The 26,974-nt window shown below is 72.6% G+C and carries 25 protein-coding genes and 1 riboswitch; of the genes, 11 read left to right on the top strand and 14 right to left on the bottom strand.

The window, feature by feature from the left end:
- Nucleotides 1–21: 21 nt before the first annotated feature.
- From ACH427_RS05960 to ACH427_RS05940, 5 genes are all read right to left on the bottom strand, one after another.
- The gene (locus ACH427_RS05960) at nucleotides 22–861 is read right to left on the bottom strand and encodes a ketose-bisphosphate aldolase (protein ID WP_398868165.1); all 840 of its coding nucleotides are present in this window, start codon (nucleotides 859–861) and stop codon (nucleotides 22–24) included.
- 40 nt (nucleotides 862–901) lie between these two features.
- Nucleotides 902–1,831 (bottom strand): 1-phosphofructokinase family hexose kinase, encoded by a 930-nt coding sequence (locus ACH427_RS05955; protein WP_398868164.1) that lies wholly within the window; start codon nucleotides 1,829–1,831, stop codon nucleotides 902–904.
- Between the two features lie 168 nt (nucleotides 1,832–1,999).
- Nucleotides 2,000–3,154 (bottom strand): N-acetylglucosamine-6-phosphate deacetylase, encoded by a 1,155-nt coding sequence (gene nagA / locus ACH427_RS05950; RefSeq protein ID WP_398868163.1) that lies wholly within the window; start codon nucleotides 3,152–3,154, stop codon nucleotides 2,000–2,002.
- Nucleotides 3,154–4,104 (bottom strand): ROK family protein, encoded by a 951-nt coding sequence (locus ACH427_RS05945; protein WP_398868162.1) that lies wholly within the window; start codon nucleotides 4,102–4,104, stop codon nucleotides 3,154–3,156. The genes nagA and ACH427_RS05945 overlap by 1 nt, the downstream gene beginning before the upstream one ends.
- Nucleotides 4,105–4,680: 576 nt before the next feature.
- Nucleotides 4,681–5,616, bottom strand: a complete 936-nt coding sequence (locus ACH427_RS05940; protein WP_398868161.1) for an SIS domain-containing protein — start codon at nucleotides 5,614–5,616, stop codon at nucleotides 4,681–4,683.
- A gap of 188 nt (nucleotides 5,617–5,804) precedes the next feature.
- On the opposite strand from ACH427_RS05940, the gene ACH427_RS05935 reads away from it, so the two are divergent.
- The 3 genes from ACH427_RS05935 (at nucleotide 5,805) to otsB (ending at nucleotide 8,266) form a co-directional block, all read left to right on the top strand.
- A complete protein-coding gene (locus ACH427_RS05935) occupies nucleotides 5,805–7,091 on the top strand; it encodes an extracellular solute-binding protein (protein ID WP_398868160.1) in 1,287 nt (428 codons plus the stop codon).
- 3 nt (nucleotides 7,092–7,094) lie between these two features.
- Complete coding sequence (locus ACH427_RS05930; protein ID WP_398868159.1) at nucleotides 7,095–7,358, top strand: DUF3263 domain-containing protein; 264 nt, start codon at nucleotides 7,095–7,097, stop codon at nucleotides 7,356–7,358.
- Between the two features lie 62 nt (nucleotides 7,359–7,420).
- On the top strand, nucleotides 7,421–8,266 hold the full coding sequence (gene otsB, locus ACH427_RS05925) for a trehalose-phosphatase (protein WP_398868158.1): 846 nt from the start codon (nucleotides 7,421–7,423) through the stop codon (nucleotides 8,264–8,266).
- Nucleotides 8,267–8,269: 3 nt separating this feature from the next.
- Here otsB and ACH427_RS05920 read toward each other — a convergent pair whose 3' ends face one another.
- The 3 genes from ACH427_RS05920 to ACH427_RS05910 form a co-directional block, all read right to left on the bottom strand.
- A complete protein-coding gene (locus ACH427_RS05920) occupies nucleotides 8,270–9,022 on the bottom strand; it encodes a hypothetical protein (protein ID WP_398868157.1) in 753 nt (250 codons plus the stop codon).
- 383 nt (nucleotides 9,023–9,405) lie between these two features.
- Nucleotides 9,406–10,866: a trehalose-6-phosphate synthase gene (locus ACH427_RS05915; RefSeq protein WP_398868156.1), complete on the bottom strand. Its 1,461-nt coding sequence runs from the start codon at nucleotides 10,864–10,866 to the stop codon at nucleotides 9,406–9,408.
- A 158-nt stretch (nucleotides 10,867–11,024) separates the two neighbouring features.
- The gene (locus tag ACH427_RS05910; protein ID WP_398868155.1) at nucleotides 11,025–11,972 is read right to left on the bottom strand and encodes a glucosyl-3-phosphoglycerate synthase; all 948 of its coding nucleotides are present in this window, start codon (nucleotides 11,970–11,972) and stop codon (nucleotides 11,025–11,027) included.
- Nucleotides 11,973–12,135: 163 nt separating this feature from the next.
- Nucleotides 12,136–12,273: riboswitch (SAM riboswitch) on the top strand.
- Between the two features lie 17 nt (nucleotides 12,274–12,290).
- On the opposite strand from ACH427_RS05910, the gene thrC reads away from it, so the two are divergent.
- The 4 genes from thrC (at nucleotide 12,291) to groL (ending at nucleotide 16,654) form a co-directional block, all read left to right on the top strand.
- Nucleotides 12,291–13,574: a threonine synthase gene (gene thrC / locus ACH427_RS05905; RefSeq protein ID WP_398868154.1), complete on the top strand. Its 1,284-nt coding sequence runs from the start codon at nucleotides 12,291–12,293 to the stop codon at nucleotides 13,572–13,574.
- Between the two features lie 54 nt (nucleotides 13,575–13,628).
- Entirely contained in the window at nucleotides 13,629–13,904 is a 276-nt protein-coding gene (locus ACH427_RS05900; RefSeq protein ID WP_398868153.1) for a MoaD/ThiS family protein, read from the top strand.
- 438 nt (nucleotides 13,905–14,342) lie between these two features.
- Nucleotides 14,343–14,546 carry a cold-shock protein gene (locus ACH427_RS05895; RefSeq protein ID WP_005315736.1) on the top strand — a complete coding sequence of 68 codons (204 nt, stop codon included), beginning with the start codon at nucleotides 14,343–14,345 and terminating at the stop codon, nucleotides 14,544–14,546.
- A gap of 485 nt (nucleotides 14,547–15,031) precedes the next feature.
- A complete protein-coding gene (groL, locus tag ACH427_RS05890; RefSeq protein WP_366007490.1) occupies nucleotides 15,032–16,654 on the top strand; it encodes a chaperonin GroEL in 1,623 nt (540 codons plus the stop codon).
- Nucleotides 16,655–16,672: 18 nt separating this feature from the next.
- Here groL and ACH427_RS05885 read toward each other — a convergent pair whose 3' ends face one another.
- Genes ACH427_RS05885 through ACH427_RS05875 form a run of 3 tightly spaced genes read right to left on the bottom strand, consistent with a single transcriptional unit; the run spans nucleotide 16,673 to nucleotide 20,121 of the window.
- Nucleotides 16,673–18,160 (bottom strand): PTS transporter subunit EIIC, encoded by a 1,488-nt coding sequence (locus ACH427_RS05885; RefSeq protein ID WP_398868152.1) that lies wholly within the window; start codon nucleotides 18,158–18,160, stop codon nucleotides 16,673–16,675.
- 51 nt (nucleotides 18,161–18,211) lie between these two features.
- Nucleotides 18,212–19,147 (bottom strand): N-acetylmuramic acid 6-phosphate etherase, encoded by a 936-nt coding sequence (murQ, locus tag ACH427_RS05880; protein ID WP_398868151.1) that lies wholly within the window; start codon nucleotides 19,145–19,147, stop codon nucleotides 18,212–18,214.
- A gap of 32 nt (nucleotides 19,148–19,179) precedes the next feature.
- A complete protein-coding gene (locus tag ACH427_RS05875) occupies nucleotides 19,180–20,121 on the bottom strand; it encodes a MurR/RpiR family transcriptional regulator (RefSeq protein ID WP_398868150.1) in 942 nt (313 codons plus the stop codon).
- A 63-nt stretch (nucleotides 20,122–20,184) separates the two neighbouring features.
- On the opposite strand from ACH427_RS05875, the gene ACH427_RS05870 reads away from it, so the two are divergent.
- Both ACH427_RS05870 and ACH427_RS05865 read left to right on the top strand, forming a co-directional pair.
- Entirely contained in the window at nucleotides 20,185–20,544 is a 360-nt protein-coding gene (locus tag ACH427_RS05870) for a hypothetical protein (RefSeq protein ID WP_398868149.1), read from the top strand.
- Complete coding sequence (locus ACH427_RS05865) at nucleotides 20,541–20,822, top strand: DUF4031 domain-containing protein (RefSeq protein ID WP_398868148.1); 282 nt, start codon at nucleotides 20,541–20,543, stop codon at nucleotides 20,820–20,822. The genes ACH427_RS05870 and ACH427_RS05865 overlap by 4 nt, the downstream gene beginning before the upstream one ends.
- Before the next feature lie 4 nt (nucleotides 20,823–20,826).
- Here ACH427_RS05865 and ACH427_RS05860 read toward each other — a convergent pair whose 3' ends face one another.
- Nucleotides 20,827–21,501 carry a hypothetical protein gene (locus ACH427_RS05860; protein ID WP_398868147.1) on the bottom strand — a complete coding sequence of 225 codons (675 nt, stop codon included), beginning with the start codon at nucleotides 21,499–21,501 and terminating at the stop codon, nucleotides 20,827–20,829.
- Nucleotides 21,502–21,559: 58 nt separating this feature from the next.
- On the opposite strand from ACH427_RS05860, the gene ACH427_RS05855 reads away from it, so the two are divergent.
- On the top strand, nucleotides 21,560–22,258 hold the full coding sequence (locus ACH427_RS05855) for a copper homeostasis protein CutC (protein WP_398868146.1): 699 nt from the start codon (nucleotides 21,560–21,562) through the stop codon (nucleotides 22,256–22,258).
- Nucleotides 22,259–22,434: 176 nt separating this feature from the next.
- On the opposite strand, the gene ACH427_RS05850 is transcribed toward ACH427_RS05855, so the two are convergent.
- Complete coding sequence (locus ACH427_RS05850; RefSeq protein WP_398868145.1) at nucleotides 22,435–24,495, bottom strand: HelD family protein; 2,061 nt, start codon at nucleotides 24,493–24,495, stop codon at nucleotides 22,435–22,437.
- Between the two features lie 278 nt (nucleotides 24,496–24,773).
- Between ACH427_RS05850 and ACH427_RS05845 the strand changes: the two genes are divergently transcribed.
- Complete coding sequence (locus ACH427_RS05845; protein WP_398868144.1) at nucleotides 24,774–24,908, top strand: hypothetical protein; 135 nt, start codon at nucleotides 24,774–24,776, stop codon at nucleotides 24,906–24,908.
- 65 nt (nucleotides 24,909–24,973) lie between these two features.
- Here ACH427_RS05845 and ACH427_RS05840 read toward each other — a convergent pair whose 3' ends face one another.
- A complete protein-coding gene (locus ACH427_RS05840; RefSeq protein ID WP_398868143.1) occupies nucleotides 24,974–26,623 on the bottom strand; it encodes a DNA repair helicase XPB in 1,650 nt (549 codons plus the stop codon).
- Nucleotides 26,624–26,974 lie beyond the last annotated feature (351 nt).

Below are 26,974 nucleotides of genomic sequence, written 5' to 3'. Positions count from 1 at the left end.
CAGGACGCCGGGCGGGCCCGGTCAGGGTCCGTCCGGTCGTCGCACCGCCTCCAGGAAGTGGCGCACCGTCTCCGTCATCGCCGCTCGCGCCGAGGTCAGGTATTTCCTCGGGTCGGCCGTCGACGGGTGGGCCTCCAGGAAGGCCCGTACCGCCCCCGTGAAGGCCACGTTCAGCGCCGTGCCCACGTTGATTTTCCTCATGCCCGCGGTGATCGCCCGGCGGAGTTCCCGGTCCGGGACGCCTGAGGAGCCGTGGAGGACCAGGGGCACGGGAACGGCGTCCCGGAGGGCGGCGATCAGGGTGTGGTCGAGGGTGGCCGTGCGGGTGGACATCGCGTGGGTGCTGCCGACCGCGACCGCGAGGGCGTCCACGCCGGTCTCGGCCACGTAGGCGGCCGCTTCCGCGGGGTCCGTGCGGACGCCGGGGGTGTGGGCGTCGCCCGCCTTGCCGCCGACGCGGCCCAGCTCCGCCTCGATCCACAGGCCGCGTTCGTGGGCCCAACGGACCGCTTCCGCCGTGGCCTTGACGTTCTCGCCGTACGGGAGCTTCGACGCGTCGTACATCACCGAGCTGAAGGGGTGGGCGTGCGCCTCGCGCAGCAGGGCGTCGTCCTCGACGTGGTCCAGGTGCAGGGCGAGGCGGGCCGTCGAGGACGCGGCGACCGCCGCCGTCGCGGCGGCGATGGGGGCGAGGGCGCCGCCGTGGTACTTCACGGCGTTCTCGGAGATCTGGAGGACGGCGGGGGAGCCGGCGGCCTCCGCGGCCGTGGCGATCGCCTCCGCGTGCTCGACGGTGATGACGTTGAAGGCGATCACGGCCTCGTGCGCGGTGACGAGATCGGCGGTACGGGTCAGGGGCATGCGGGGCAACTCCCTTGCTGGTGAGGGGTTCTGTGCCGGTCTACAGCGGCGTCACCGAGACCTTCGGCAGCAGCTCCTCGTACGTCTTCCGGTCGAACTCGCCCGCCGCCCGCGCCCGTACGGTCGCCGCCGCGAGGGCCACGGCGCGGGCCACGCGCTCGGGCCAGGGGGTGCCCTCGACCCAGCCGGCGAGGAGGGACGCGACCGCGGAGTCGCCCGCGCCGGTCGGGTTGCCGGTCAGCCGCCGCGGCGGGGCCGCGCGCCAGGTGCCCTCCGGGGTGACGGCGAGCATGCCGTCGGCGCCCAGGGTCGCGGCCACCGCGTGGGCGCCCCGGCGCCGGGCGTCGAGGGCCGCGCGCAGCGGTTCGGTGGAGCCGGTGAGGGCGGCGAGTTCGCCGGCGTTGGGCTTGACCAGGTCGGGGCGGGCGGCGATGCCCCGGCGCAGCGGCTCGCCGCTGGTGTCGAGGAGTACGGGCACGCCGAGCGCGCGCGCCTGCCGTACGAGATGGGCGTACGCGCCGACCGGCACACCCGGCGGCAGGCTGCCGCACAGGGCGACGGCGGCGGCCTCGGGCAGGAGGCGGGCGTAGGCGTCGGTGAAGGACGCCCACTCCTCGGGCGAGATCGCGGGGCCGGGTTCGTTGAGCTGGGTCGTGTCGCCGGTGGCGGCGTCGACGACGGCGACCGTGCGACGGGTGGGGCCGAGGACGGGGACGAGAGCGTCGGTGAGGTTGCCCGCGGCGGGGGCGCCCTCGGCGAGGAGGCGGCGCACGGTCTCGCCCGTCGCGCCCCCGGCGAAGCCGGTGACGACGGTGGGGTGGCCCAGCGCGGCGAGGACGCGCGCGACGTTGAGGCCCTTGCCGCCCGCCCGTTCGGTGACGTCCGTGACGCGGTGCGAGGCGTGCGGCCGCAGACGTGGAACGCGGTAGGTCAGATCGAGTGCGGTGTTGAGCGTGACCGTGAGGATCATCGGCGGCTCTCTCCCATGACCGGGGACGGCGTTTGACCGGGGACCGCTTTTACGACGGCATGACGGCTCTGTGAACGGCTGCCCGAGCGATCATGCCAAAACCGCGGCGGCGCGCCCAGACCTCGGACGCGCCGCCGCGGTGTGAACTCCCGTCAAGGGCGCGATGAACTACCGCACTTCGGGCCTAACCACCCATTCGCCCTTGCGCATGACACCCACCAGGTCGTAGGAGGCGTCGAGGACGACGAGGTCCGCGTCCTTGCCCGCCTCCAGGGAACCGACGCGGTCGTCGACGCCCAGCAGCCGCGCCGGGTTCGCCGACAGGGCCCGTACGACGTCCTCGACCGGCAGCCCGTCGACGGTCACCGCGCGCTTGAAGGCGGTGTCGAGTGTGAGCGTGGAGCCCGCGATCGAACCGGCCGTCGGACCGTCGGCGATCCGCGCGACGCCGTCCTTGACCTCGACGCGCATCGGGCCGAGCGGATACATGCCGTCGTTCATGCCGGCCGCGCCCATCGCGTCCGTGATGAACGCGACCCGGTCCGCGCCCGCGCTGTGGAACGCCAGCTGAAGGGCGGCGGGGTGGAGGTGCGTGCCGTCGTCGATCAGCTCGACCGTGACCCGCTCGTCCTCCAGCAGTGCCGCGATGGGGCCGGGCGCGCGGTGCAGCAGGGACGGCATCGCGTTGAAGAGGTGGGTGGCCACCGTCGCGCCCGCCTCGACGGCCTCCAGCGTGGCCTCGTACGTGGAGTCCGTGTGGCCGACCGCCGCGACGACGCCCGCGTCCGCGAGCAGGCGGACGGACTCCAGGCCGCCGGGGAGCTCCGGGGCGAGGGTCATCATGCGGGCCGCGCCGCGCGCCGCGTCGATCAGCTTGCGCACGTCCGCCGGGTCGGGGTCGCGCAGCAGCCCAGGCTGGTGCGCGCCGCAGCGGTGCGGCGAGATGAACGGGCCCTCGAAGTGGATGCCCGCCAGGTCGCCCTGCTCGGTCAGCTCCGCGAGGACGGCCGCCTGCCGGGCCAGGTCGTCGAGGCCGCCGGTGACCGTGGAGGCGACGGTCGTGGTCGTGCCGTGCGCGCGGTGCGTACGGATGGCCGTGAGCGCCTCCTCGGCGTCGCCCGAGGAGAAGGACGCGCCACCGCCGCCGTGCACGTGCATGTCCACGAAGCCGGGGACGATCCAGTGGCCGGTGAGGTCGAGGACCGGGGCGCCGGCGGGCGGCACCGCGGCGATCCGCCGGCCTTCGACCGCCACCCGCCCGTTCTCGACCACGCCGGACGGCAGGACCACGCGGGCACCGGCGAGAACCGTTCGTTCGACCATCAGGCGGATACCTCCGTGGCATCGGTGGAGAGAAGGTCCCAGGCGAGCAGGCCCGCGCCCAGGCAGCCGGCGGCGTCCCCGAGCGCCGCCGGGACGACGCGGGGGGTCTTCTGGAAGGTGATCCGCTCCGCGACGGCGGCGCGCAGCGGCGTGAACAACGTTTCCCCGGCCTCGGCGAGCCCGCCACCGATGATCAGCGTATGGGGGTCCAGGAGGGTGAGCCCGATGACGAGGCCGTCCGCGAGGGCGTCGACGGCCTCCTGCCACACGGCGCGGGCGCGCGGGTCGCCGGCCGCGACGGCCGCCGCGCAGGCCGCGGCGTCGGCGGCCGGGTCGCCGGTGGCCCGCGCCCAGGCGGCGCTCACGGCCGCCGCCGAGGCCACGGTCTCCAGACAGCCGAGGCCGCCGCAGCCGCACTTCGGGGCGTTCGGTCCGGAACGTACGGAAATGTGGCCGATCTCGCCCGCGTAGCCGTGCGCGCCCTGCTCGATCCGGCCGTCGATGCCGATCGCTCCCGCGATGCCGGTGCCGAGGGCGACGAACAGGAACCGGTCGGCGCCCCGGCCCGCGCCGATCCGGCCCTCCGCGAGGCCGCCCGTGCGGACGTCGTGGCCCAGGGCCACGGGGGTGCCGCCGCCCAGGCGCTCGCGCAGCAGGTCGCGCAGCGGGACGTCGCGCCAGCCGAGGTTCGCGGAGTAGACGGCGGTGCCGGCCTCGCTGTCCACGATCCCGGGCACGGCCACGCCGGCTGCTTCCGCCCCCTGCCCGAATGTCTCCCGCCCCGTCGCTTGCAGCTCGGCCGCGAGGTCCAGGATGCCGCCGACCACCGCGTCCGGGCCCTGGCCCCGGCGGGTGGGACGGCGGGCTTCGTGCAGGAGCTGGTGGTCCGGACCGATGAGTGCGGCTTTCATGGCGGTGCCGCCGACGTCCAGGGCGATGACGTGTTTCACGTCTGTAGTGTCGCGTGTGGGGTGGGAAAGGTCTAGTCCACTGTTGGGTGGGGGCGGTTCGTTCGTCGGGTGCGGGTTGTGTGTGGTTTCGGTTCGGGTGGCCTCATGCGCCGGCCGGGCTGGGTTTGGTGGGGTTCGCCGTTGTCTTCTGCGGGTCCGTTGTGCTTTCGGTGGGGTGGCCTCAAGCGCCGGCCGGGCTTGGTTTGTGGTGGGTGCCGGGGGTGGGTCTTCCGGGCTGGGGACCTGGAACGCGGTGCGGTGCGGGTCTTGCGTATTGGGTGCCGTGATGTCGCACCGCGTTCCAGAACCCCACCCTCCAGCCCCACCCCCTCCCGCCGGAGGGCACGTTCAGGGTCCGTTCCGGGCGACAACTCAGCCCGTCCGGCGCTTGAGGACGCGCCCGCAGGGCGCTCCCGCCGCAGGCGGCGAACCGGCCCGCAGCTCGGGGTCCGGGGCAGCGCCCCCCACGCGGCGGAGCCGCACATCAGACGCAGCCGGGAAGGGGCGGGGTGGGGGAAAAGCGCCGCAGGCCAACGCACCCGCACTCGTGGGCCTGGGGCACGCGCCCCGGTGCCCCTACCCGTTCAAGATGACGCTTCGCGTCAACCCCCGCGGTTCGTCCGGGTTCAGGCCCTTCGACTCCGCCACCGCGACAGCGAGACGCTGCGCACGGATCAGGTCCGCCATCGGATCGAGGCGGGAGCCCGCCGCCACGAGCGTGCCCCCCGACCGCTCCACATCCGCCGGAAGCCCCGCGGGGACCGTGCCCAGGATCCACGCCACCCGGCCGGGAGCGGTGATCGAGATCGGGCCGTGGCGGTATTCCATCGCGGGGTAGGACTCGGTCCAGGCGCCCGCCGCCTCGCGCATCTTCAGGGCCGCCTCCTGCGCGAGCCCGTACGTCCAGCCCGTGCCCAGGAACGTCCACTGCCCGGCCGAGACCACGGACGGCGGCAGCGGCTCCGTGAGAGCGGACTCCGCGTCCGCCGCCGCCTCGGCGACCGTGCGGACGTCCGAGGGGAGCGGACCGTACGCCTCCAGGCCCGCGCGGAGGCAGGCGAGGGCCGTGGTCGCGAAGCGGGTCTGGACGACGGACTCCTCGTCGGCCCAGTCGAGCGGGGCGACGGAGCCGGCCACGTCCGTCACCGGCGTCCCGGGGCCGGCGGTCAGCGCGAGCGTGCGCGTGCGGCCGCGCAGGGCCGACAGCAGGTCGAGGACCTCCGTCGTGGTCCCGGACCGGGTGATCGCCACGACCCGGTCGTACGCGCGGCCCCGGGGGAACTCCGAGGAGGCGAACGCGTCCGTCTCGCCCTGCCCGGCGGCCTCGCGTAGCGCCGCGTACGCCTGGGCCATGAACCAGGACGTGCCGCACCCGGTCACCGCGACCCGCTCGCCCGGCCGGGGCAGTTCCGTGGCGGCCGCCGCCCCGGCGGCGCGCCGCCAGCAGCCGGGCTGGGTGTCGATCTCCGCCGCCGTACGGGAAGCGGAACGTGAAGAGGAAGGCTGCTGCATGCGCTGAGGCTCCTTGCGAGAGGTGCGGTGGGCGTCGGGAACGTGGATAGCAGCCCCGCCATGAGGGAGGGAAGATGCGGAAGGGCGATACCGAAGCGCAACCGGAGCCGGCTGGACCGTAAGGTGGCGCGCGGGAGAGACTCACGGTCTCCAGCGAGGAAAACGAACCACGAAGGTGGGAAGCAGTAGTGCAGCGGCGGCGGTTCCTGGGTATGACGGCGGCGGGTGCCGCCACTGCGGCGTTGGCTCCCGCACTGACGGCTTGCGGGAGCGGCGGTCCCGGTTCGGGCACCAAGAAGCTGAAGCTGATCGCCGCGGACTACGGCGACAATCCGTCGAACAGCTCGAAGAAGTACTGGGACGCCCTCGTCCGCGACTTCGAGGACCAGCACAGCAAGATCAAGGTCGACGTCGAGGTCTACAGCTGGACCGAGGTCGACAAGAAGGTCGCCGACCTGGTCGCGGCGGGCAAGGCCCCCGACCTCGCGCAGATCGGCGCGTACGCGGACTTCGCGGCGGCCGGCAAGCTCTACAGCGCCGACCAGCTGCTCACCGTCCCCACCCAGGCGGAGTTCATCGCGTCGATCGAGAAGGCGGGTGAGGTGCACCGCGTGCAGTACGGCATGCCGTTCGTCTCCAGCACCCGTCTGCTCTTCTGCAACAAGGAGCTCTTCGACAAGGCCGGCATCGCCAAGGCCCCCGAGACCTGGGACGAGCTCCAGGCCGCGGCGAAGAAGCTCCAGGCGAACGGCGTGAAGATACCCTTCGGCCTGCCCCTCGGCCCGGAGGAGGCCCCGGCCGAGACGATGATGTGGTTCCTCGCCGCCGGCGGCGGCTACACCGATGCCAACGGTGTCTACACCATCGCCCACGACGAGAACGTCAAGGCGCTGGAGTGGCTGCGCGACGAGCTCGTCGCCAAGAAGCTCACCGGCCCCCTCGACCCCGCCCGCACCAACCGGCAGGACGTCTTCGACGCCTTCTGCAAGGGCGACGTCGGGATGCTCAACGGCCACCCCACGCTGATGCAGCAGGCCGACGCCAAGGGGATCAAGTACATCACCGCGCCGCTGCCCGGCATCAAGGGCAAGTCCAAGTCGACCATGGGCGTCGCCGACTGGATGATGGCGTTCAAGCAGAACGGCAACCGCGACCAGATCGGTGCCTTCCTCGACTTCGTCTACAGCACCAAGAACGTGCTGGACTTCACCGGGCAGTACGACCTGCTGCCGGTGACCGCCTCCGCCTCCGCGAAGATGGCCGCGGACTCGGGCCGCAAGAGGCTGAGGCCGTTCCTGGACCAGCTGGAGAGCGCCGAGTTCTACCCCGCCGACAAGACGTCCTGGGCGGCGGTCAGCAAGGCGATCAAGGAGAAGATCGGCTCCACGGTGAAGACCGGCGGGGACCCGAACAGCGTGCTCAGCGAGATCGAGCGCGAGGCGAACTCCCTGGAGACGGCGAGTCAGGGGCATTAGACGATGGCCGGCGAAGATCCCGTGAACCCCGGGCCGGGCGGGCCGGGGCTCTCCGGGCGGGACCGGGACGTGCTGGCGCTGGAGCGCCGCACGTGGCCGGGGCCGGGCGCGAAGGAACGCGCGATCCGCGAGGACCTCGGCCTCACCCCGACCCGCTACTACCAGCTGCTCAACGCGCTGCTGGACGACCCCGCCGCGCTCGCGCACGACCCGGTGACGGTCAACCGCCTCCGGCGGCTGCGCGAAGCACGGCGGGAACGGCGCTGACCGGGCCGGTCCCAGTCGTACGTTCGAGCCCCTCCGGCGCTCCGGGACAGTAGGGTCGTCCCATGGGCAGTCATCCACTCCCCGAACCCCGCAGCCGCGCCGGCCGCCACGGCCTCGCCGAGCTGCTCGCCGCGCCGGACAAGAGCGTCGTCGCGCTGGACTTCGACGGCACGCTCGCCCCGATCGTCCCGGACCCCGAGCAGGCCCGCGCCCACCCAGGCGCCGTGCCCGCGCTCGCGCGCCTCGCGCCCGCGCTGCGCTCCGTCGCCGTGATCACCGGCCGCCCGGCGGGCGTGGCCGTGCGCTACGGCGGCTTCGCCGGAGTCCCGGGGCTGGAACACCTCGTCGTGCTGGGCCACTACGGCGCCGAGCGCTGGGACGCCGTCACCGGCACCGTCAAGGCCCCCGCCCCGCACCCGGGCGTCGCGGCCGTGCAGGCCGCGCTGCCCGGGGAGCTCGACCGGTCTGGCGCCTGGCGGGGCACCTGGGTCGAGGACAAGGGCCGCGCCATCGCCGTGCACACCCGGCGCGCCGCCGACCCCCAGGCCGCCTACGACGCCCTGCGCGGCCCGCTGGAAGCGCTCGCCGCGCGGCACGGCCTGATCGTCGAACCGGGCCGGTTCGTCCTGGAGTTGCGCCCGCCCGGCATCGACAAGGGCGTGGCCCTCGCTGAGTACGTGCGCGAGACGGGCGCCCGCGCCGTCCTCTACGCCGGTGACGACCTCGGCGACCTCGCGGCCTTCGCCGCCGTGGAGGAGCTGCGCGCCGAAGGGCTGGCCGGCCTCCTCGTGTGCAGCGGCAGCACGGAGGTCACCGAACTCGCCGAACGGGCCGACCTCGTGGTGGACGGCCCGAGCGGCGTAGTGGAGCTGCTGACGGCCCTCGCGGACCGCCTGCCTACCGGCTGAACCTCATTCGTCGTCCGGGTCCTTGGCGGCGGTCGGGTCACCCTTGGCCGCCTTCTCCGGCAGGCCCAGGGTCTTCAGCGCCGTCGTCCAGTCGTGGGCGATCGCCTGCTGCGCCTTGACGAGATCCGCCTTGCCGGCACAGATCGCGGTCTTGAGCTTGGTCTCGACCACGTCCTTGGGGTTGTTGGGCCCCGCGCCCGGCTTGTGGCCGGGGGAGGGCGGCTCGACCCACAGATTGCGCGGGTCGTTGGGGTCGCCGCCGAGCTGGAGGCTGATCAAGTGGTCGTACTCGTAGTCCTTCAACGAGCCCTTGTAGCCGTACGAGGCCGCGTTGGCGGTCTTCTCGCGGCTGGTGATGCCGACCGGCGGCCGGATGTCCTTGGTGTAGCCGCTGCGGCAGATCGTCGTCTTCACTGTCGCCTGCGTGACCTTCGGATTCGTCGCTCCGGGCGTGCACTTGGGGTCGGGCAGGGGCTCCTTGGCCGAGGTGTACTGGTAGTGACAGCTGCCCTCCGCGGGCTGCTTCTGCACGGTGTACGCGGGCTGGGGGCCCGGGCCCACGGGTATGGCGCCGTCTCCCGCGGCGGGCGCGGACGACCCTGTGGCCGAAGTGGAGGGGGAGGCGCCGGACTTGGCGTTCTTGGTGTCGTCGGAGCTCTTGCTCCCGGAGTCGGAGGAGCAGCCGGTGGTCAGTGCGGCTGCGACGAGGGCGACGGCCGCGAGGGCGGTGGCGGCTCGGGGTGGGGCGATCTGCATGGCCTCATGGTTACCCGGGGGCGGGGCGGGGCAGGCGGCGGCCCGAAGCACTTTGCCGAAGGCTGGCCGGGTGTTTGCTCCGGGGTGTGCGCGGGGGGTGGGTGCGGGGCGGCCGGCGCCCGCAGCGGGCTTTTTCCCCTACCGCCCCTTCCCGCGTGCATCTGATGTGCGGCTCCGCCGCGTGGGGGCGCGCCCCAGCCCCCCCGGCTACCGGTCCGTTGCCTCCCCCGGACTCCGTCTGGGGGAGCCCCCAACGGGCTGGATTTCGCAGACCGTAGCCGGCACATTCAGCCCGTGGGGGCACCTCTGGGGAGGTGGCTGGGGGAGTTCGAGGACAACGCGCGAAGCGTGTTGCGGGGGTCCGGGGCCCGTAGCCCAGGCGACTACAGCGCGGCCAGCTGGTCCAGGAACCAGCGTGCCGGAGGGAGCGCCACCGCCGCGGCGGCAAGCCGCTTCGTGCGCGACGCCCGTTCCGACGGGTCCATCAGGAGAGCCGTGTGCAGAGCCGACGCCGTGGCCTCCACGTCGTACGGGTTGACCACGAGCGCGTCGTCCCCCAGCTCCGCCACCGCCCCCGCCTCCCGGGAGAGGACGAGAGCGCAGCCGTGGTCGGAGACGACGGGGACCTCCTTGGCGACCAGGTTCATGCCGTCGCGGATGGGGTTGACGAGCGCGACGTCCGCCAGGCGGTAGGCGGCGAGCGAGCGGGCGAAGTCGTCCTTGACGTGCAGGGAGACCGGTTCCCAAGCCGCGGTGCCGAAGGTCGCGTTGATCTCCCGGGCGACCCGCTCGACCTCCGCCGTGTACGCGCGGTAGACCTTCAGATCCTGCCGGGAGGGGTACGCGAAGGCGATGTGCACCACCTTGCCCCGCCACTGCGGGTGGTCCTCCAGCAGCCGGCGGTAGGCGTGGAGGCCGCGCACGATGTTCTTGGACAGCTCGGTGCGGTCGACGCGCACGATCGCCTTGCGGTCCGGGCCGAGCTGTGCGCGGAGCGCGGCCATCCGCTCCTCGACGTCCGCGCGGTGCGCGCGCTCCCGCAGGAAGTCCGCGTCGGCGCCGAGGCCGTGCACGCCGAGCCGGGTCGTCCGGCCCTCGAAGAGCACCGCCGTCCCGCCCGTGCCGCGGACGACCTCAGCCCCCAGGACCTTCTCGCAGCAGTCGGCGAACGCGTCCGCCCAGCGCTCGGTCAGGAAGGCCGCGCGGTCCCCGCCGAGGATGCCGCGCAGCACCCGCTCGGCGATGTCGTCCGGCAGCAGCCGGTAGTAGTCCGGCGGGGCCCAGGGGGTGTGCGAGAAGTGGCCGATCCGCAGGTCGGGACGGCGCTCCCGGAGCAGACCCGGCACCAGCGTGAGGTGGTAGTCCTGCACGAGCACGGCGGCTCCCTGCGCGGCCTCCTCGGCGAGGGCGTCCGCGAAGGCCGCGTTGTACGCCTCGTACGCCGCCCACTGCCGCCGGAAGTCCGCGTCGAAGACGGGTGCCAGGGGCGTCTCGTAGAGCATGTGGTGGACGAACCACAGCACGGAGTTGGCGATGCCGTTGTAGGCGGCGGCGAAGGTGTCCGGGTCGACGTCCAGCATGCGCACCCGGTGGCCGCCGGTGTCCTCGGTGTCGAGCCTGCGGCCCGCGCGCCGCGCCGCCTCGCGGTCGCCCTCGCCCATGGCCGCGCACACCCACACGGCGCCGGCGTCGCGGTCTATGGCGCTGAGCCCCGAGACGAGGCCGCCACCGCCCCGGCCGGCGGTCAGCTCGCCGTCGACCAGCTTGTACGAGACCGGGCCGCGGTTGGAGGCGACGACGATCTGTGCGGTGTGCGTGTGCGGTTGCATGTGCTCAACGACCATGTGGCCAGCCTTGCCTGGCCGCCGGTCGTTCAAACGTTTGTCGGGGCCGGGGTGCGGGTGCGGACGGGCTGGCGCCTGCGGCGGGCTTGTTCCCCAGCCCCGCCCCTCCCCGCACATCAGACGCAGCCGGGAAGGGGCGGGGCTGGGAAAAAGGCCCCCTACGCCGCGTCCCGTGCCGCGTATTCCGGGATTTCCCGCATCGGCGGCCGCTCCTCCGTGTCCACCGCGTACGTCCGAGGGACGAATCCCTCGGACGTACGCTCGAACTGGGTCAGGGACGGCCGCACCAGGTGGCCGCGGGCCAGGCGCAGCTGTGCCGTGCGGTAGATGGCCGCGGCCATCCGGCCCAGCGCGCGGCCGTCCTGGTGGCGGTGGACGCGGACGCCCACGTCGACCTGGGCCAGGGCGTCCAGGCCGACGGTGTGGAGGGCGTCGACCAGGAGGCCCAGTTCCACGCCGTAGCCCACGGGGAACGGCAGGCGTTCCAGGAGCGAGCGGCGGGCCGCGTACTCGCCGCCCAGGGGCTGGACGAAGCCCGCCAGCTGCGGCCAGTGCAGGTTGAGCAGGGGTCGGGCCACCAGCTCGGTCACCCGGCCGCCCTGCCCGGCCACTTCGCCGAGCGGGCGGTCGTACATCGCCTTCACGAACGCGATGCCCGGGTCGGTCAGCAGCGGGCCGACGGTGCCGGAGACGAAGTCCGCGGAGAAGTCGCGCAGATCGGCGTCGACGAAGCAGACCACGTCCCCGCGCGTCACCAGCAGCGACCGCCACAGCACCTCGCCCTTGCCGGGCAGGGCGGGCAGTCGCGGGAGCACCGAGTCGCGGTGCACCACGCGCGCGCCGGCCGCGGCGGCGACCTCGGCCGTGCGGTCGGTGGAGCCGGAGTCGAGCACCACCAGCTCGTCGACCAGCGGCACCGCGTCCGTCATCAGTTCGCGCCGGATCGTGGCGACGATGTCGCCGACGGTCGCCTCCTCGTCCAGCGCGGGGAGCACCACGCTGATGGTGGTGCCCTTCTCCCGTTTGGCCGCGAGCAGCTGGTCGAGCGGACGGTCTCCGACGGACCAGGACCGCCGGCCCAGCCAGCGCTCCACCTCTTCCAGCACGTGAACGACTCCTTCGCTCCGGTGTTGTCCTGTGACGCATCTCGCGGAACGGACGACCTGCTCGGGTGTCCGTGCCTTCGGTTACAGTCTGAACAACGCGGAACGCCGTCGTATGTCGGGGTCACCGCGCGCACAAACGCCTGGGCAGTGCCCAGTGCCATACCGCTCATCCAGAGGGGCAGAGGGACACGGCCCGTTGAAGCCCCGGCAACCCTCCCGCCGGTCTCGCAAGCGCGAGGCTCCCGGTGGGGAAGGTGCCAATTCCGTCTCGTGGCGAGGTTCGCCGCGAGGAAGATGAGGAGAAAGGGCCTCGCCTCCATGGCTGTGCAGTCTGTCGAAAGCTCAACCACTTCTGTCGCGCTCGGTCCCGCCGTCGCCCTCTCGTGCCGTGAGTGCGGGGAGCGGTTCGACCTCGGTCCCATCTTCGCCTGCGCCGCCTGTTTCGGCCCGCTCGAAGTCGCGTACGACCTCCCCACCGGCGATCCCGAGGCCCTGCGCCGCCGCATCGAGGCCGGTCCCGACAACATCTGGCGCTACGCCCCGCTGCTGCCCGTACCCGAGAACGTGGCGGAGAAGCCCAGCCTCAACCCCGGCTTCACCAAGCTCGTCAAGGCCGACAACCTCGCCCGCGAGCTGGGCGTCACCGGCGGGCTGTACGTCAAGGACGACTCCGGCAACCCCACGCACTCCTTCAAGGACCGCGTCGTCGCCATCGCGGTCGAGGCGGCGCGCGCCTTCGGCTTCACCACGCTCTCCTGCTCCTCGACCGGCAACCTCGCCGGCGCGGTCGGTGCCGCCGCGGCCCGCGCGGGTTTCAAGTCCTGTGTCTTCATCCCGCACGACCTGGAGGCCGGCAAGGTCGTCATGGCCGCGGTCTACGGCGGCGACCTGGTGGGCATCGAGGGCACCTACGACGACGTGAACCGCTTCTGCTCCGAGCTGATCGGCGACCCGCTCGGCGAGGGCTGGGGCTTTGTCAACGTCAACCTCCGCCCGTACTACGGCGAGGGCTCCAAGACCCTCGCGTACGAGATCTGCGAGCAGCTGGGCTGGCGCCTGCCGGACCAGATCGTGATCCCCATCGCCTCCGGCTCCCAGCTCACGAAGATCGACAAGGGGCTGAAGGAGCTGATCGCGCTGGGCCTGGTCGAGGACCGGCCGTACCGGATCTTCGGCGCGCAGGCGGCGGGCTGCTCGCCGGTCTCCCGCGCGTTCAAGGACGGCCACGACGTGGTGCGGCCGGTGAAGCCGGACACGATCGCGAAGTCCCTCGCCATCGGCAACCCCGCCGACGGGCCGTATGTGCTCGACATCGCCCGGCGGACGGGCGGTGCCGTGGAGGACGTGGACGACGCGGAGATCGTCGACGCGATCCGGCTGCTGGCCCGGACGGAGGGGATCTTCGCGGAGACCGCGGGCGGGGTGACGGTGGGCGTCACCCGCAAGCTCATCGAGCGCGGGGTGCTCGACCCCGCGCTGACGACGGTCGTGCTCAACACCGGCGACGGGCTCAAGACGCTGGACGCCGTGGCGGCCGGGCCGTCCGCGACCATCCGGCCGTCCCTGGAGGCGTTCCGCACCGCCGGGCTCGCCACCGGCTGATGTCCCCACCCGACCATTCACCGGACACCGGAATACCGGAAAGGCAGGACCCCCATGAGCATCTCCGTTCGCATCCCCACCATCCTCCGCACCTACACCGGCGGTGTCGCCGAAGTCCCGGCCGAGGGGGCGACGCTCGCCGAGGTGATCGGCGATCTGGAGAAGAACCACCCCGGCATCGCCGCCCGCGTCCTCGACGACGCGGGGAAGCTGCGCCGGTTCGTGAACGTGTATGTCAATGACGACGACGTGCGCTTCGAGCAGGGGCTTTCGACGCCCACGCCCGACGGCGCCGGGGTGTCGATCATCCCCGCCGTCGCCGGCGGCTGAGCTTTACGCAAGCTTCCTGCGAAAGGTCCCCTGAATCGCCCCGGCCGTGAAACGGACGGGGCGATTCCGTCTGTTGAGCGCGATACAGTTGGGGCGATCCCCCTCCGGCGTCAGTGCCGAACGCATATGAGAACCCGTCAAGTTGTGCGCGAACTGTGTGCGCGAATTGTCGGGTTGCTTGCGCTATGCCCGGCCCGACTTGCCCTGGATCCACCGGAGTTCGCCGCATTTCGGCAATCAGCCGCGCCGGGAATTCTCGTCCGAGTGACCTGTTGCAGACGGCATCCGTGCAGATACATTCAGCCGCGGTCGACGCGTTCCGGCGCACACCACCGGGATTTCCCCTGCCACCGGCTGGGGAGAAGTTCCGGAGGTGAGGTCTGACCCGGGTCCGCGAAGTGCGGTCCTGCGCAAGGGCCAGTAATAGGGGAGTTAGGCATGGCTCAGGGCACCGTCAAGTGGTTCAACGCGGAGAAGGGGTACGGCTTCATCGCGGTCGACGGTGGTGCGGATGTATTCGTCCACTACAGCGCGATCCAGATGGACGGCTACCGCACCCTCGAGGAGGGTCAGCGAGTGGAGTTCGAGATCTCGCAGGGCCAGAAGGGGCCGCAGGCGGACATGGTCAAGCTCGCCGTCTGATCTCGGCGCATCGACCACCGGCTCACTCAGCTCGCCGAGGGGCCCGTACCCGCGCACCGGGGTACGGGCCCTTCGTGTGCCCTCGCGCGCGTATGTGTGCGCGTACGCGCGCGTTCCGTGTGTACCCGGAAGTCACGCCGTAGGGGCGCCCTTCTGTGGAGGCGCTCGCGCCCCCGGGCTTCGTCCGGGGGTGCCCCCGGTGCCACTAACGGTGCGCTCATGAACGGATCGCTTGCGCCCCCAGACTTCGTCCGGGGGTGCCCCCGGTGCCACTAACGGTGCGCTCATGAACGGATCGCTTGCACTCTGGGGGGTCGAGTGCTAATCATTGGCGTTAGCACTCTCCGAGTGAGAGTGACAGATTTGGACCGTCGGTGAGGTCCATCAGCCGGGTGGGGCAAGGAACCGCCAGGCCGGTGAGCCGTCCGTCGCGGGCGCCAGCGCGGTCCGGAGAAATCCACCCCGTCCTGGGAGGACCACTTCACATGGCCAAGATCATCGCGTTCGACGAGGAGGCACGGCGCGGTCTCGAGCGCGGGATGAACCAGCTCGCCGACGCCGTCAAGGTCACCCTCGGCCCCAAGGGCCGCAACGTCGTCCTCGAGAAGAAGTGGGGCGCCCCCACGATCACCAACGATGGTGTGTCCATCGCCAAGGAGATCGAGCTCGAGGACCCGTACGAGAAGATCGGCGCCGAGCTGGTCAAGGAGGTCGCGAAGAAGACGGACGACGTCGCCGGTGACGGCACGACGACCGCGACCGTCCTGGCCCAGGCGCTGGTCCGCGAGGGCCTGCGCAACGTCGCCGCGGGCGCCAACCCGATGGCCCTCAAGCGCGGCATCGAGAAGGCCGTCGAGGCCGTCTCCGGTGCGCTGCTCGAGCAGGCCAAGGACGTGGAGACCAAGGAGCAGATCGCCTCCACCGCCTCCATCTCCGCCGCCGACACCCAGATCGGCGAGCTCATCGCCGAGGCGATGGACAAGGTCGGCAAGGAAGGCGTCATCACCGTCGAGGAGTCCCAGACCTTCGGTCTGGAGCTGGAGCTCACCGAGGGTATGCGCTTCGACAAGGGCTACATCTCGGCGTACTTCGCCACCGACATGGAGCGTATGGAGGCGTCCCTGGACGACCCGTACATCCTGATCGTCAACTCGAAGATCGGCTCGGTCAAGGACCTGCTGCCGCTCCTCGAGAAGGTCATGCAGTCCGGCAAGCCGCTGCTGATCATCGCCGAGGACGTCGAGGGCGAGGCCCTGTCGACCCTGGTCGTCAACAAGATCCGTGGCACCTTCAAGTCCGTCGCCGTCAAGGCCCCGGGCTTCGGTGACCGCCGCAAGGCCATGCTCGGCGACATCGCCATCCTCACCGGTGGCACCGTCATCTCCGAGGAGGTCGGCCTCAAGCTGGAGAACGCCGGTCTCGACCTGCTCGGCCGCGCCCGCAAGGTCGTCATCACCAAGGACGAGACGACCATCGTCGACGGTGCCGGTGACAGCGACCAGGTCCAGGGCCGCGTCAACCAGATCCGCGCCGAGATCGAGAACAGCGACTCGGACTACGACCGCGAGAAGCTCCAGGAGCGCCTCGCGAAGCTGGCCGGCGGCGTGGCCGTCATCAAGGCCGGTGCCGCGACCGAGGTCGAGCTCAAGGAGCGCAAGCACCGCATCGAGGACGCCGTCCGCAACGCGAAGGCGGCCGTCGAGGAGGGCATCGTCGCCGGTGGTGGCGTGGCCCTGCTCCAGGCTTCCGCGGTCTTCGAGAAGCTCGAGCTCGAGGGCGACGAGGCCACCGGCGCCAACGCCGTGCGCCTGGCCCTGGAGGCCCCGCTGAAGCAGATCGCCGTCAACGGTGGTCTCGAGGGCGGCGTCGTCGTGGAGAAGGTCCGCAACCTCACGGTCGGCCACGGTCTGAACGCCGCGACCGGCGAGTACGTCGACATGATCGCCGAGGGCATCATCGACCCGGCGAAGGTCACGCGTTCCGCCCTGCAGAACGCCGCGTCCATCGCCGCGCTGTTCCTGACCACCGAGGCCGTCATCGCCGACAAGCCGGAGAAGGCCGCCGCGGCCGCTCCGGGCGGCATGCCGGGCGGTGACATGGACTTCTGAGCCGACTCCTCCCGCCGCTCACCGGCTTCTGTCCGGTGAGCGGGGAACGGCTCGCGTCCTGCCGAGGGCGGCACCCCGTGATGGGGTGCCGCCCTCGGGCGTTCGCGCGTTCAGCTCCGCGAGCGCCGCCTTGCCGAAGCCGAAGAGGTACGTCGCCACGAACCCCGCCACGTATCCCACCAGCAGCCCCAGCGCGTAGACCGCCGCCGTCCGGCCGAGGCCGTGGTTGCCCTTCAGCAGGGGGAAGAGGGCCCAGCCCGACGGGCCGATGGCCGTGGTGCCGACCTTGGTGCCCAGCTGGTTGAGCAGGCCCACGAAGCCGCCGCCGAACGCGCCGCCCACGCACGCCGTGACGAACGGCCGCCCCAGCGGCAGCGAGACGCCGTAGATCAGCGGCTCGCCGATGCCCAGGAAGCCGGCCGGCAGCGCGGAGCGGATCGTGCCGCGCACCGAGAGATTGCGCCGGAGCCGGACGTAGACCGCGAGGGCCGCCCCCACCTGGCCCGCGCCCGCCATCGCCAGGATCGGCAGCAGGACGGTGTAGCCCTCCTGCTGGATCAGCGTCGTATGGACGGGGATCAGCGCCTGGTGCAGGCCCAGCATCACCAGCGGCAGGAACAGCCCGCCCAGCACGAAGCCCGCGCCCGCGCCGCCGTTGGCCAGCAGCCAGTCCGCCCACCGCCCGACGGCCGCGGCCGCCTTCCCGGCCGCGTACATCAGCCCGTACAGCGTGACCAGGCCCGTCGCCAGCACCGTGAGCGTCGGGGTGACGAGGACGTCCAGGGTCTCCGGCACCCGGCCGCGGCACCACCTCTCGACACACGTCGCCAGCAGGGCGGCGGCGAGCGCGCCGAGCACCCCGCCCTGGCCCGGCGCCAGCCGCTCCCCGAAGGCGCTGACCCGGCCGACGCCGCCGTACACCGTGATCGCCGCGACCGCGCCGCCCAGCACCGGGGTGCCGTCGAACTCCTTCGCCGTGTTGTAGCCGACGAACACCGCGATCAGCGACATGAAGCCCGAGGCGATCGCGGTCAGCGCGGGCGAGAGGCCGGGCAGCCAGTGGAGATTGGTGAGCAGACCGCCGAGCCCGGCGACGATGCCGCAGCCGATCAGCGCCGGGATCAGCGGCACGAAGACGGCCGCGATCCGGCGCAGGAAGAGCTTGCCCGGGGTGGCGTTGCGCTCGGCGCGGCCGGCGCGGATCGCCGCGCCCCGCTCGGCCAGGGCCTCGGCGGTGACCGGCGCGGCCGCGCTCAGCCGGGTCAGCTCGGGCGCCACCCGGGCGACGGCCCCCGGGCCCAGCACGACCTGGTACGCCCGCCCGTCCTCGACCACGCCCAGCACGCCCGGCAGCGCCCGCAGCGCCTCGCCCCGGACGAGGGCGGGGTCGTGGAGCTCCAGCCGCAGCCGGGTCATGCAGTTCTCGACGGAGGCGATGTTCCCGGCGCCGCCCAGGAGCGGGAGCAGCGCGGCGGCCGTGGCGGCGTGGCTGTCGTCTGGGGCCATGGGCAAGTCCCTTGCTCCGGGGACGCTCGTAACGGGATTCTCTCCCGCGGGTCAGCCCCCGGCGACCGCACGCAGGGCCGTGCGCAGGTGCCCGGCCGACTCCTCCAGCAGGCGCGCGGCCGTGGGGCCGTCGACCCCACCGAGCACGACGAGGATCGCGTTCTTCACCTCGCCGCCGGTCTCCGCCAGCGCCGCCTCCGTCTCCGCGTCGGAGGCGCCGGTCGCCAGGGCGACGATGTGCCGGGAGCGGGCGCGCAGTTTGTCGTTGGAGGCGCGCACGTCGACCATCAGGTTCCCGTAGGTCTTGCCGAGCCGGATCATGGTGATGGTCGAGAGCATGTTGAGGACGAGCTTCTGCGCGGTGCCCGCCTTCAACCGGGTGGATCCGGTGAGGAGTTCGGGTCCCACGACGACCTCGATCGCGTGCTCGGCGGCCGCGCCGAGCGGCGAGCCGGCGTTGCAGGACAGCCCGACGGTGAGCGCGCCCGCCGCGCGGGCGTGTGTGACGGCGCCGAGGGCGTACGGGGTGCGGCCGGAGGCCGAGACGCCCACGACCGTGTCGGCCGGGCCGATGCCGATCGCCCTCAGGTCCCCGGCGGCCAGCTCCCGGCTGTCCTCGGCCCCTTCCACCGCCGTGACCAGCGCGGGCGCGCCGCCCGCGATGAGGCCGACGACCTGCGCGGGGTCGGTGTTGAAGGTCGGCGGGCACTCGCTGGCGTCCAGCACGCCGAGCCGGCCGGCCGTGCCCGCGCCCGCGTAGACGAGCCGTCCGCCACCGGCCATCCGGGCCGCGATCGCGTCGATGGCCTCGGCTATGCCGGGGAGTCGCGCGGCGACGGCGGTGGCGACGGTGGCATCCTCACCGTTCATGATCTTCGCGATGTCGAGCGTGGGCAGCCGGTCGATGTCCGCGAGTTCGGGGCGGAACGCCTCGGTGGTGAGGGTGGCGAGCTCGGCGCGGAGCTCCGCGTGCGCGGGCGAGTCCATGGGGGCGGCGCCTCTCCGTGGCGGGCCGCTGGTCACGGCAGGTCCCGGCCGCGGGGGTCGTGCCGGTGGGCGAGCGCTTCGTAGGAGGCGGACAGGGCGGGTGCCGCCCGCTCGTACGTCCGCTGGGCGACGCCGATGAACAGGCAGTCCACCACGAGGAGTTGGCTGGTGCGGCTCGACATGGCGGCCGGGCGCAGCTCGCTCTCACGGGCGGTGGAGGTGGTGAGGACGTGGTCGGCGTACTGCGCGATCTCCCCGTCGGGGCGGCCGGTGATCGCGATCGTCGTCGCACCGTGCTCGAAGGCGACCCGCAGCGGCTCGATGACGTCGGTGGTCCGGCCCGAATGGGTGATGGCGATGGCGACGTCACCGGCCCGCAATTGCACGGCGTTGGTGACGGCCAGGTGGGGGTCGGCGGGCGCGTGCGCGATCATGCCGATGCGCAGCAGCTTCTGCACCAGGTCCTGGCCGACGAGATGGGACGCGCCGATGCCGTAGACGTCGGTGCGCCGGGCGGTGGCCAGCGCGCCGACCGCCGACTCCAGCTGCGCGGTGTCCAGCGCGGCGGCGGTGTCGGCCAGGCACTGTGCCTCCTCGTGGGCGAGCTTGGCGACCACGTCGGCCAGCGGGTCGTCCACCGCGATGTCGGCCGTGACGGCCGGGGCGCGGCCCGCCGCCTGCTCGGCCGCGAGCGCGGCGAGCGCCAGGCGCAGGTCGCGGTAGCCGGGGTACCCCAGGATGCGCGCGGTGCGCACGACGGTGGCCTCGCTGGTGCCGGTGCGCTCCGCGAGACCGGTGACCGTGAGTGCGGCCGAGCCCGCCGGGTCGCCCGCAACGGCCTCGGCGACGCGCTGCATGGAGCGGGTCATCGAGGGCGCCAGCGTGCGGACCTTGGCGGCCAGCGCGCCGGGGGCCGGAGGTGTGACGGCGGGTGCCGGGACGGCCGTGAAAGTTTCTTTCAGTTTGCTGCTCACCTCATGAAAGGTATTTTCGGACCGGTGAACCGTCAACCCTCCCCATCCCGGACAATGGACCATATGGAGCTCGAACAGGCACTGCACACGGCGCGCGCCCTCGTCCTCGCCGACCTCATGGCCGGTGACGTGGCGGAGGCCGATGTCGTCTCCCTCGTCGAGGACGCGGTGGTCCACCGCCGGTGGTGGGTCGAGCAGTGGCCGGAGGGCGTGGCGTACGTCGTGGGGCTGATCGCCCAGGACGTCCAGGACGCCCTGCTGGAGCGGCACGGCCGGTGGCCCCTGTGCCCGGTCTGCACGGACTCCGGCGACCCGCACGCCCTGGAGGTCGAGCCCGAGCTCGGCCCCGACCCGCACTGGGCCTGTGCCAAGCAGGCGGTGCTGGTGGCGCGCGTGGGGTCGCTGGGGGCGGCACCGCGGTGACCCTCTATATCGACCCGCCGACCTGGCCCGGTCACGGACGCATGTGGTCCCACCTGGTCAGCGACGTGTCGTTCGCCGAGCTGCACGAGTTCGCGGCGCGGCTCGGTGCCCCCTCGCGGGCGTTCGACCGGGACCACTACGACATCCCGTCGACGTCGTACGGCGAGGCCGTGCGGATGGGCGCGCGGGAGGTGGGCAGCAAGGAGCTCGTGCGGCTGCTGGTGGTGGCCGGGCTACGCAGGCCCAAGCACGAACGGCCCGCCGGCGGGCTGCTGTAGCCCCTCAGGCCGTCAGCAGCTCCAGCTCCGTGCCGAGGTTGCGGCGGGCCGTCGGCTCCCAGCGCTCGTGGCCCAGCGGCGTGCGGAACAGGCGCGGCAGCCCCAGCAGATGCCGCAGCACCGCCGCCCGGCCCTCGCGGAACGCCGCGTCGGGCACGAAGCCGTACTCCTCGCGGACCGCCGCCGCGTACGCCGCGTACTCCTGCGGCGCCCCCGCCAGCACCGCCAGGTCCGCGTCGCACAGCACCTCGCCGTTGCGGTCGCCCTCCGCCGGGTCGTGCGTCACCGTCAGCCGGACGAGCCGGGCGGTCTCCGCGGTCCGGTCCGCGTCGAGGCCCAGCTCCGGCAGGGCGCGCTCCGCGAGATGCGCGCTGCGCTCCTCGTTCTCCGAGCGGTCCGGGCGGTAGACCGCGTCGTGGAACCACGCCGCGAAGCGCACCGTGTCGGCGTCCTCCGCGTACGCCGCCAGCTCGTCGACGCGGTCGAGGACCGCCGCCAGGTGGTCGACCGTGTGGTACCGGCGCTGCGGCTCCGACCAGCGGCGCAGCAGGTCCTGCGCGTACGGCGCCGGGTCCGGGGCGGTGGCCCCGCCGCGGGCCCGTACGACGGTGTCCCGCCAGCGGGCGCGCAGGGCGGGGCCGGACGGGTGCTGGGGCGTGTCTGCCGCCGTGTCTGCCATAGGCCAATTGTGGAGCACCGCTTTTGACGCCGGGCGCCGGTGTGGCACTCTGTGCTACATGTCTAGACCAATTCTCGAGGTCATCGCGCTCACCCCCGAGGACGCGGTGGCGGCCCAGGCCGGAGGGGCGGACCGCCTCGAACTGGTCACCGACATGGCCGCGGACGGGCTCACCCCCGCCGTCACGACCTTCGCCGCCGTCCGCGCGGCCGTCTCCCTCCCCGTACGCGTCATGCTCCGCGCCACCGACGGCTTCTCCGCCGGGACCGCGTCCGAGCTCGCCGCCCTGTGCGATGCCGCTCGGGCGCTGGCCGCCGAGGGCGCCGACGAGTTCGTCCTCGGCTTCCTCACCGACGACGGCCGGGCCGACCTCACCGCCGTCGCCGCCCTCGCCGAGGCGGTCGGGCCCCGGGCCCGGTGGACCTTCCACCGCGCCATCGACCGCGCCGCCGACCGGGACGCCCTGCGCAAGCAGCTCGCCGACTTCCCCGGCCTCGACACCTACCTCACCGCGGGCTCCGCCTCCGGCGTCGGCGACGGCATCCCCACGCTGCTCGCCGAGGCGGCGCGGGGGGACGAGCCGGGCTACGAGCCGCGCATTCTGGTGGGTGGCGGGCTTCAGCTGAAGCATGTGCCTGTGCTTCTTGACGCGGGGCTGAGTGGGTTCCATATCGGTGGCGCGGCCCGGCCTGGGGGGTGGGCTGCTCCGGTTTCCGCTTCGGCGGTTTCGGTCTGGCGGGAGGCGCTTGGGGGTTGACCGGGTTTCTTCCGCGGGTTGTGTGTGGTTGCGGTTCGGATGGCCTCAAGCGCCGGCCGGGCTGGTTTGTGGGGGCTTGCCCCCCACGCGGCGGAGCCGCACATCAGACGCAGCCGGGAAGGGGCGGGCAGGAGAACGAAGCCCGCCGCGGGCGACGACCGGCGCGCGGCCGGGGCCTACGTCAATTCGTCCGGCAGCGGCGCCGCGTGAATGACCGTCAGCCCCGATACCGCTCGGGTCAGCGCCACGTAGAGGCGGCGCAGGCCCGTTCGTTCGTCCGGTTCTCCTGATACCACCCGCTCCGGCTCGTCCAGGACGACGTAGTCGTACTCCAGGCCCTTCGCGAGCGTCGCCGGGACCAGGGTCAGGCGGGCCTCCGCGCTCGTCTCCTCGCCCGGGGCGAGGCAGGGCAGGCCCGCCTCCTCCAGGGCCGCGGCCAGCGCGGGGATGCGGGAGTCCGCCGCGATCAGGCCGGTCGAGCCCTCGTGGGCCAGGGCTGCCCGGCACGCTTCGATCACCGCTGTGTCCAGGTCGTCCGCGGCGACGGAGCGTACGGAGAAGTCGCCCGCCGCCTCGCGTACGGACGTCGCCTCGCCCAGCTCCGGCGCGATCGCGGGCAGGAGGCGGGACGCGTACGCGATGACCTCACGGGGGACGCGGAAGCCCTGCGTGAGTTCCTCCACGGTGGCGTCCGGCTTGCCCAGGTGGGTGAGGGCCTCCGTCCAGCTGCGGGTGGCCCACGGGGTCGTGCCCTGCGCCAGGTCGCCGAGGATCGTCGCCGAACCCGTCGTGCAGCGCCGGCCCACCGCTCTGTACTGCATGGGGGAGAGGTCCTGCGCCTCGTCCAGGACCACGTGCCCGAGCGAGGGCGTGCGGGCCACGAGGTCGGCGGCCTCGTCGATCAACACCGCGTCCGCGGCGGTCCACTTGGCGGACTTCACGCTCCGGGCCGGCCTGTCCATGAGGATCCCCGCCTGCTCCTCCGGCGTGAGGAGGCCCTCCGCATGCTCGGCCAGGAACTCCGCGTCGGTGAGCAGCCGGAGCACCAGCTTCGCCGGATCGACCTGCGGCCAGACGGACTTGACCACCGCCTTCACCGCCGCGTTGCGGGCCACCGCGTCCTGCACGCGGTCGTCGGGCGCCTCGCCCGCCGCCTCCATGCGGATGAGCACGGCGTGCGCGATGCGCTGCGGCAGGGCGTCGCGCGCCGCCCCGTAGCGGATGTCACGGGCCAGCAGCTCGCGGACGATCTCCTCGATCTCGTACGCCGGGACCCGCCACCGGCGCGAACCGCGCACGACGACGAGCGGCTCCACCGGCATCGTCACCCCGGACCGCACGGCCCGCCGCAGCACCTCGGCCATGCGGGCGTCGCCCTTGACGCACGCCGCGGCGGCGGTGTCCGTGCCGCGGACCTCGACGTGGGCGACGAGGTCGTCGACGGTGGCCTGGGCGACGTTCAACTCGCCCAGCGCGGGCAGGACCTGCTCGATGTAGTGCAGGAACGACCGGTTCGGCCCGACGACCAGCGTGCCGGTGCGGGCGAGGCGCTCGCGGTGGGCGTAGAGCAGATAGGCCACACGGTGCAGGCCGACGGCGGTCTTGCCGGTGCCCGGGGCACCCTGGACGCACACCGTGCCGCCGATGTCCGCGCGGACGATCTCGTCCTGCTCCGGCTGGATCGTGGCGACGATGTCCCGCATCGGGCCGACGCGCGGCCGCTCGATCTCCGCCTGGAGCAGCTGACTCGTCCGCTCGGCGCCCGCCGTGTCGGTGAGATCCTCGTCCTCGTACGCCGTCAACTCGCCGCCGGTGTAACCGAACCGGCGGCGCGTGCCGACGTCCATGGGGTTCTTCTTCGACGCCCGGTAGAACGGCTGGGAGACCGGCGCGCGCCAGTCGATCACCATCGGGTCGCCGTCCGCGTCGTGCACGTGCCTGCGGCCGATATAGAACCGCTCGCCCTCCGCACCCTCCGCCTGATCGGCGTCCGGCGCGTGCACATAGTCGAGGCGGCCGAAGAAGAGCGGGGTGTGCGCGAGGTCGGCGAGGGCGGTGATGCGGTCGTCGATCTGGCGTTGCAGGACAGCCGCGTTGACCCAGTTCGCGGTCACGTCCTTGATGTCCAGGGACTCGACGTCGGCACGCATCGCGCGCAGCGCCGCCCGGGAGGAGGAGAGATGGGCGCGCTCGCGCTCGAGAGGGGCGTTGGCATCGGTCACTTGCTGCGCGGGCACGGCATGGCCTCCGGGAGAGTGCTGTGGACGAGCGGGACCCGCCGGTTTCCGACCGGACGGGGGCGCTCCCGTAGCGTGCGGGAGGCGGCAGGACGGGCGATTGTAACCAGCACGCAGAAGGCGCGCGAATGAATTTCCGACGCGCCCCTGGCCCTTCTCAGGGTCGCCCTCCCCCTTCCGTAGGGGACGGCATGGGCCTTGGGTCGTACGGCAGCGCCCCGGGGTTTACACCGGCAGGGCGATGTGGCGAGGGGCACCCGAAAACCATCATGGACGACATGACCACCGCATCCGCAACCCCGGACACCACGCCCTTCTCCTTCACCGCCGCCCTCCGCGCGATCAAGGCATTCGCCGGCGCGGCCGTCAGCGTCGTCCTCCTCGGGCAGTACACCGACGAGCGGCGCGTCTGACCACGCGCCGCCCGGCCCGCCGCGTCTGAACACGCGCCGCCCGGCCGCTCCCGGACGCCGGTCCGCTACGCGTCCTCGCCCGCGAGCAGGGAGTCCGCGTCCACGATGCGGTACGCGTAGCCCTGCTCCGCCAGGAAGCGCTGGCGGTGCGCCGCGAAGTCCTGGTCGACCGTGTCACGCGCCACCACCGAATAGAAGCGCGCCTCGTGGCCGTCCGCCTTCGGCCGCAGGACGCGGCCCAGGCGCTGTGCCTCCTCCTGGCGGGAGCCGAAGGTGCCCGACACCTGGATGGCGACGGTCGCCTCCGGCAGGTCGATGGAGAAGTTGGCGACCTTCGAGACCACCAGGACGCTCAGCTCACCCTCGCGGAACGCGCCGAAGAGCTTCTCCCGCTGGGCGTTGGTCGTCTCGCCCTTGATGACCGGCGCGCCCAGGTGCTCGCCCAGCTCGTCGAGCTGGTCGATGTACTGGCCGATGACCAGCGTCTGCTCACCCCGGTGCTTGGCCACCAGCGCCTCCGTGACCCGCCGCTTGGTGGCCGTGGTCGCGCAGTAGCGGTACTTCTCCTCCGTCTCGGCCGTCGCGTACGCCAGCCGCTCGCTGTCCGTCAGATTGACGCGGACCTCGACACAGTCGGCGGGCGCGATGTAGCCCTGCGCCTCGATCTCCTTCCAGGGGGCGTCGAAGCGCTTCGGGCCGATGAGCGAGAACACGTCCGACTCGCGGCCGTCCTCGCGCACGAGCGTCGCGGTCAGGCCGAGGCGGCGGCGCGCCTGGAGGTCGGCGGTGAACTTGAAGACCGGCGCGGGCAGCAGGTGCACCTCGTCGTAGACCACCAGACCCCAGTCGCGGGAGTCGAAGAGCTCCAGGTGCGGGTAGATGCCCTTCCGCTTCGTCGTCAGGACCTGGTAGGTGGCGATGGTGACCGGCCGGATCTCCTTCTTCGTGCCGCTGTACTCGCCGATCTCGTCCTCGGTCAGCGACGTCCGCTTGACCAGCTCGTGCTTCCACTGCCGCGCGGAGACCGTGTTGGTGACCAGGATCAGCGTCGTGGCCTTCGCCTGCGCCATCGCGCCCGCGCCCACGAGCGTCTTGCCCGCGCCGCAGGGCAGCACGACGACGCCGGACCCGCCGTGCCAGAAGCCCTCCACGGCCTGCTTCTGGTACGGGCGCAGCGACCAGCCGTCCTCGCGCAGCTCGATGGGGTGCGCCTCGCCGTCGACGTAACCCGCGAGGTCCTCGGCCGGCCAGCCGAGCTTCAGCAGCGTCTGCTTGATCTGTCCGCGCTCGGACGGGTGCACGGCCACCGTGTCCGGGTCGAGCCGGGCGCCCACCAGCGGCTGGATCTTCTTCGACCGCAGGATCTCCTCCAGCACCGGCCGGTCCGTGCACTCCAGGACCAGACCGTGCGTGGGGTGCTTCACGAGCTTGAGCCGCCCGTAGCGCGCCATCGTCTCGGCGATGTCCACGAGCAGGGCGTGCGGCACGGGATACCGGGAGTAGGCCACCAGGGCGTCGACGACCTGCTCGGCGTCGTGCCCGGCCGCCCGCGCGTTCCACAGCCCCAGCGGCGTGACCCGATACGTATGGATGTGCTCCGGCGCGCGCTCCAGCTCCGCGAACGGGGCGATGGCCCGACGACACGCGTCCGCCTGCTCGTGGTCCACTTCCAGCAGCAACGTCTTGTCGCTCTGGACGATCAGGGGTCCGTTCAACGCTTCACCCATTTCTTTCGGCCAAACGTCCAGTGTGCCTGATCGCTGCGCTTGGCTGGGCTTGGTTGGGGGTTCGCCGTTGTCTTCTGCGGGTCCGTTGTGCTTTCTGTGGGGTGGCCTCAAGCGCCGGCCGGGCTGGTTTGTGGTGGGTGCCGGGGGTGGGTCTTCCGGGCTGGGGACCTGGAACGCGGTGCGGGTGCCGTTTCGCGTATGGAGTGCCCCGAATTCGCACCGCGTTCCAGAACCCCACCCTCCAGCCCCACCCCCTCCCACCGGAGAGCAAGTGCGGGACGTATCCGCATCAGGGTTCCCATTCAGCCCGTTGGGGGCACCTCCCAGCGCTAGCTGGGG

This window comes from Streptomyces sp. NPDC020379 (assembly GCF_044387105.1).
In the GTDB taxonomy this organism is placed as follows: Bacteria; Actinomycetota; Actinomycetes; order Streptomycetales; family Streptomycetaceae; genus Streptomyces.
This window is presented reverse-complemented; position numbering and strand designations above follow the sequence as displayed.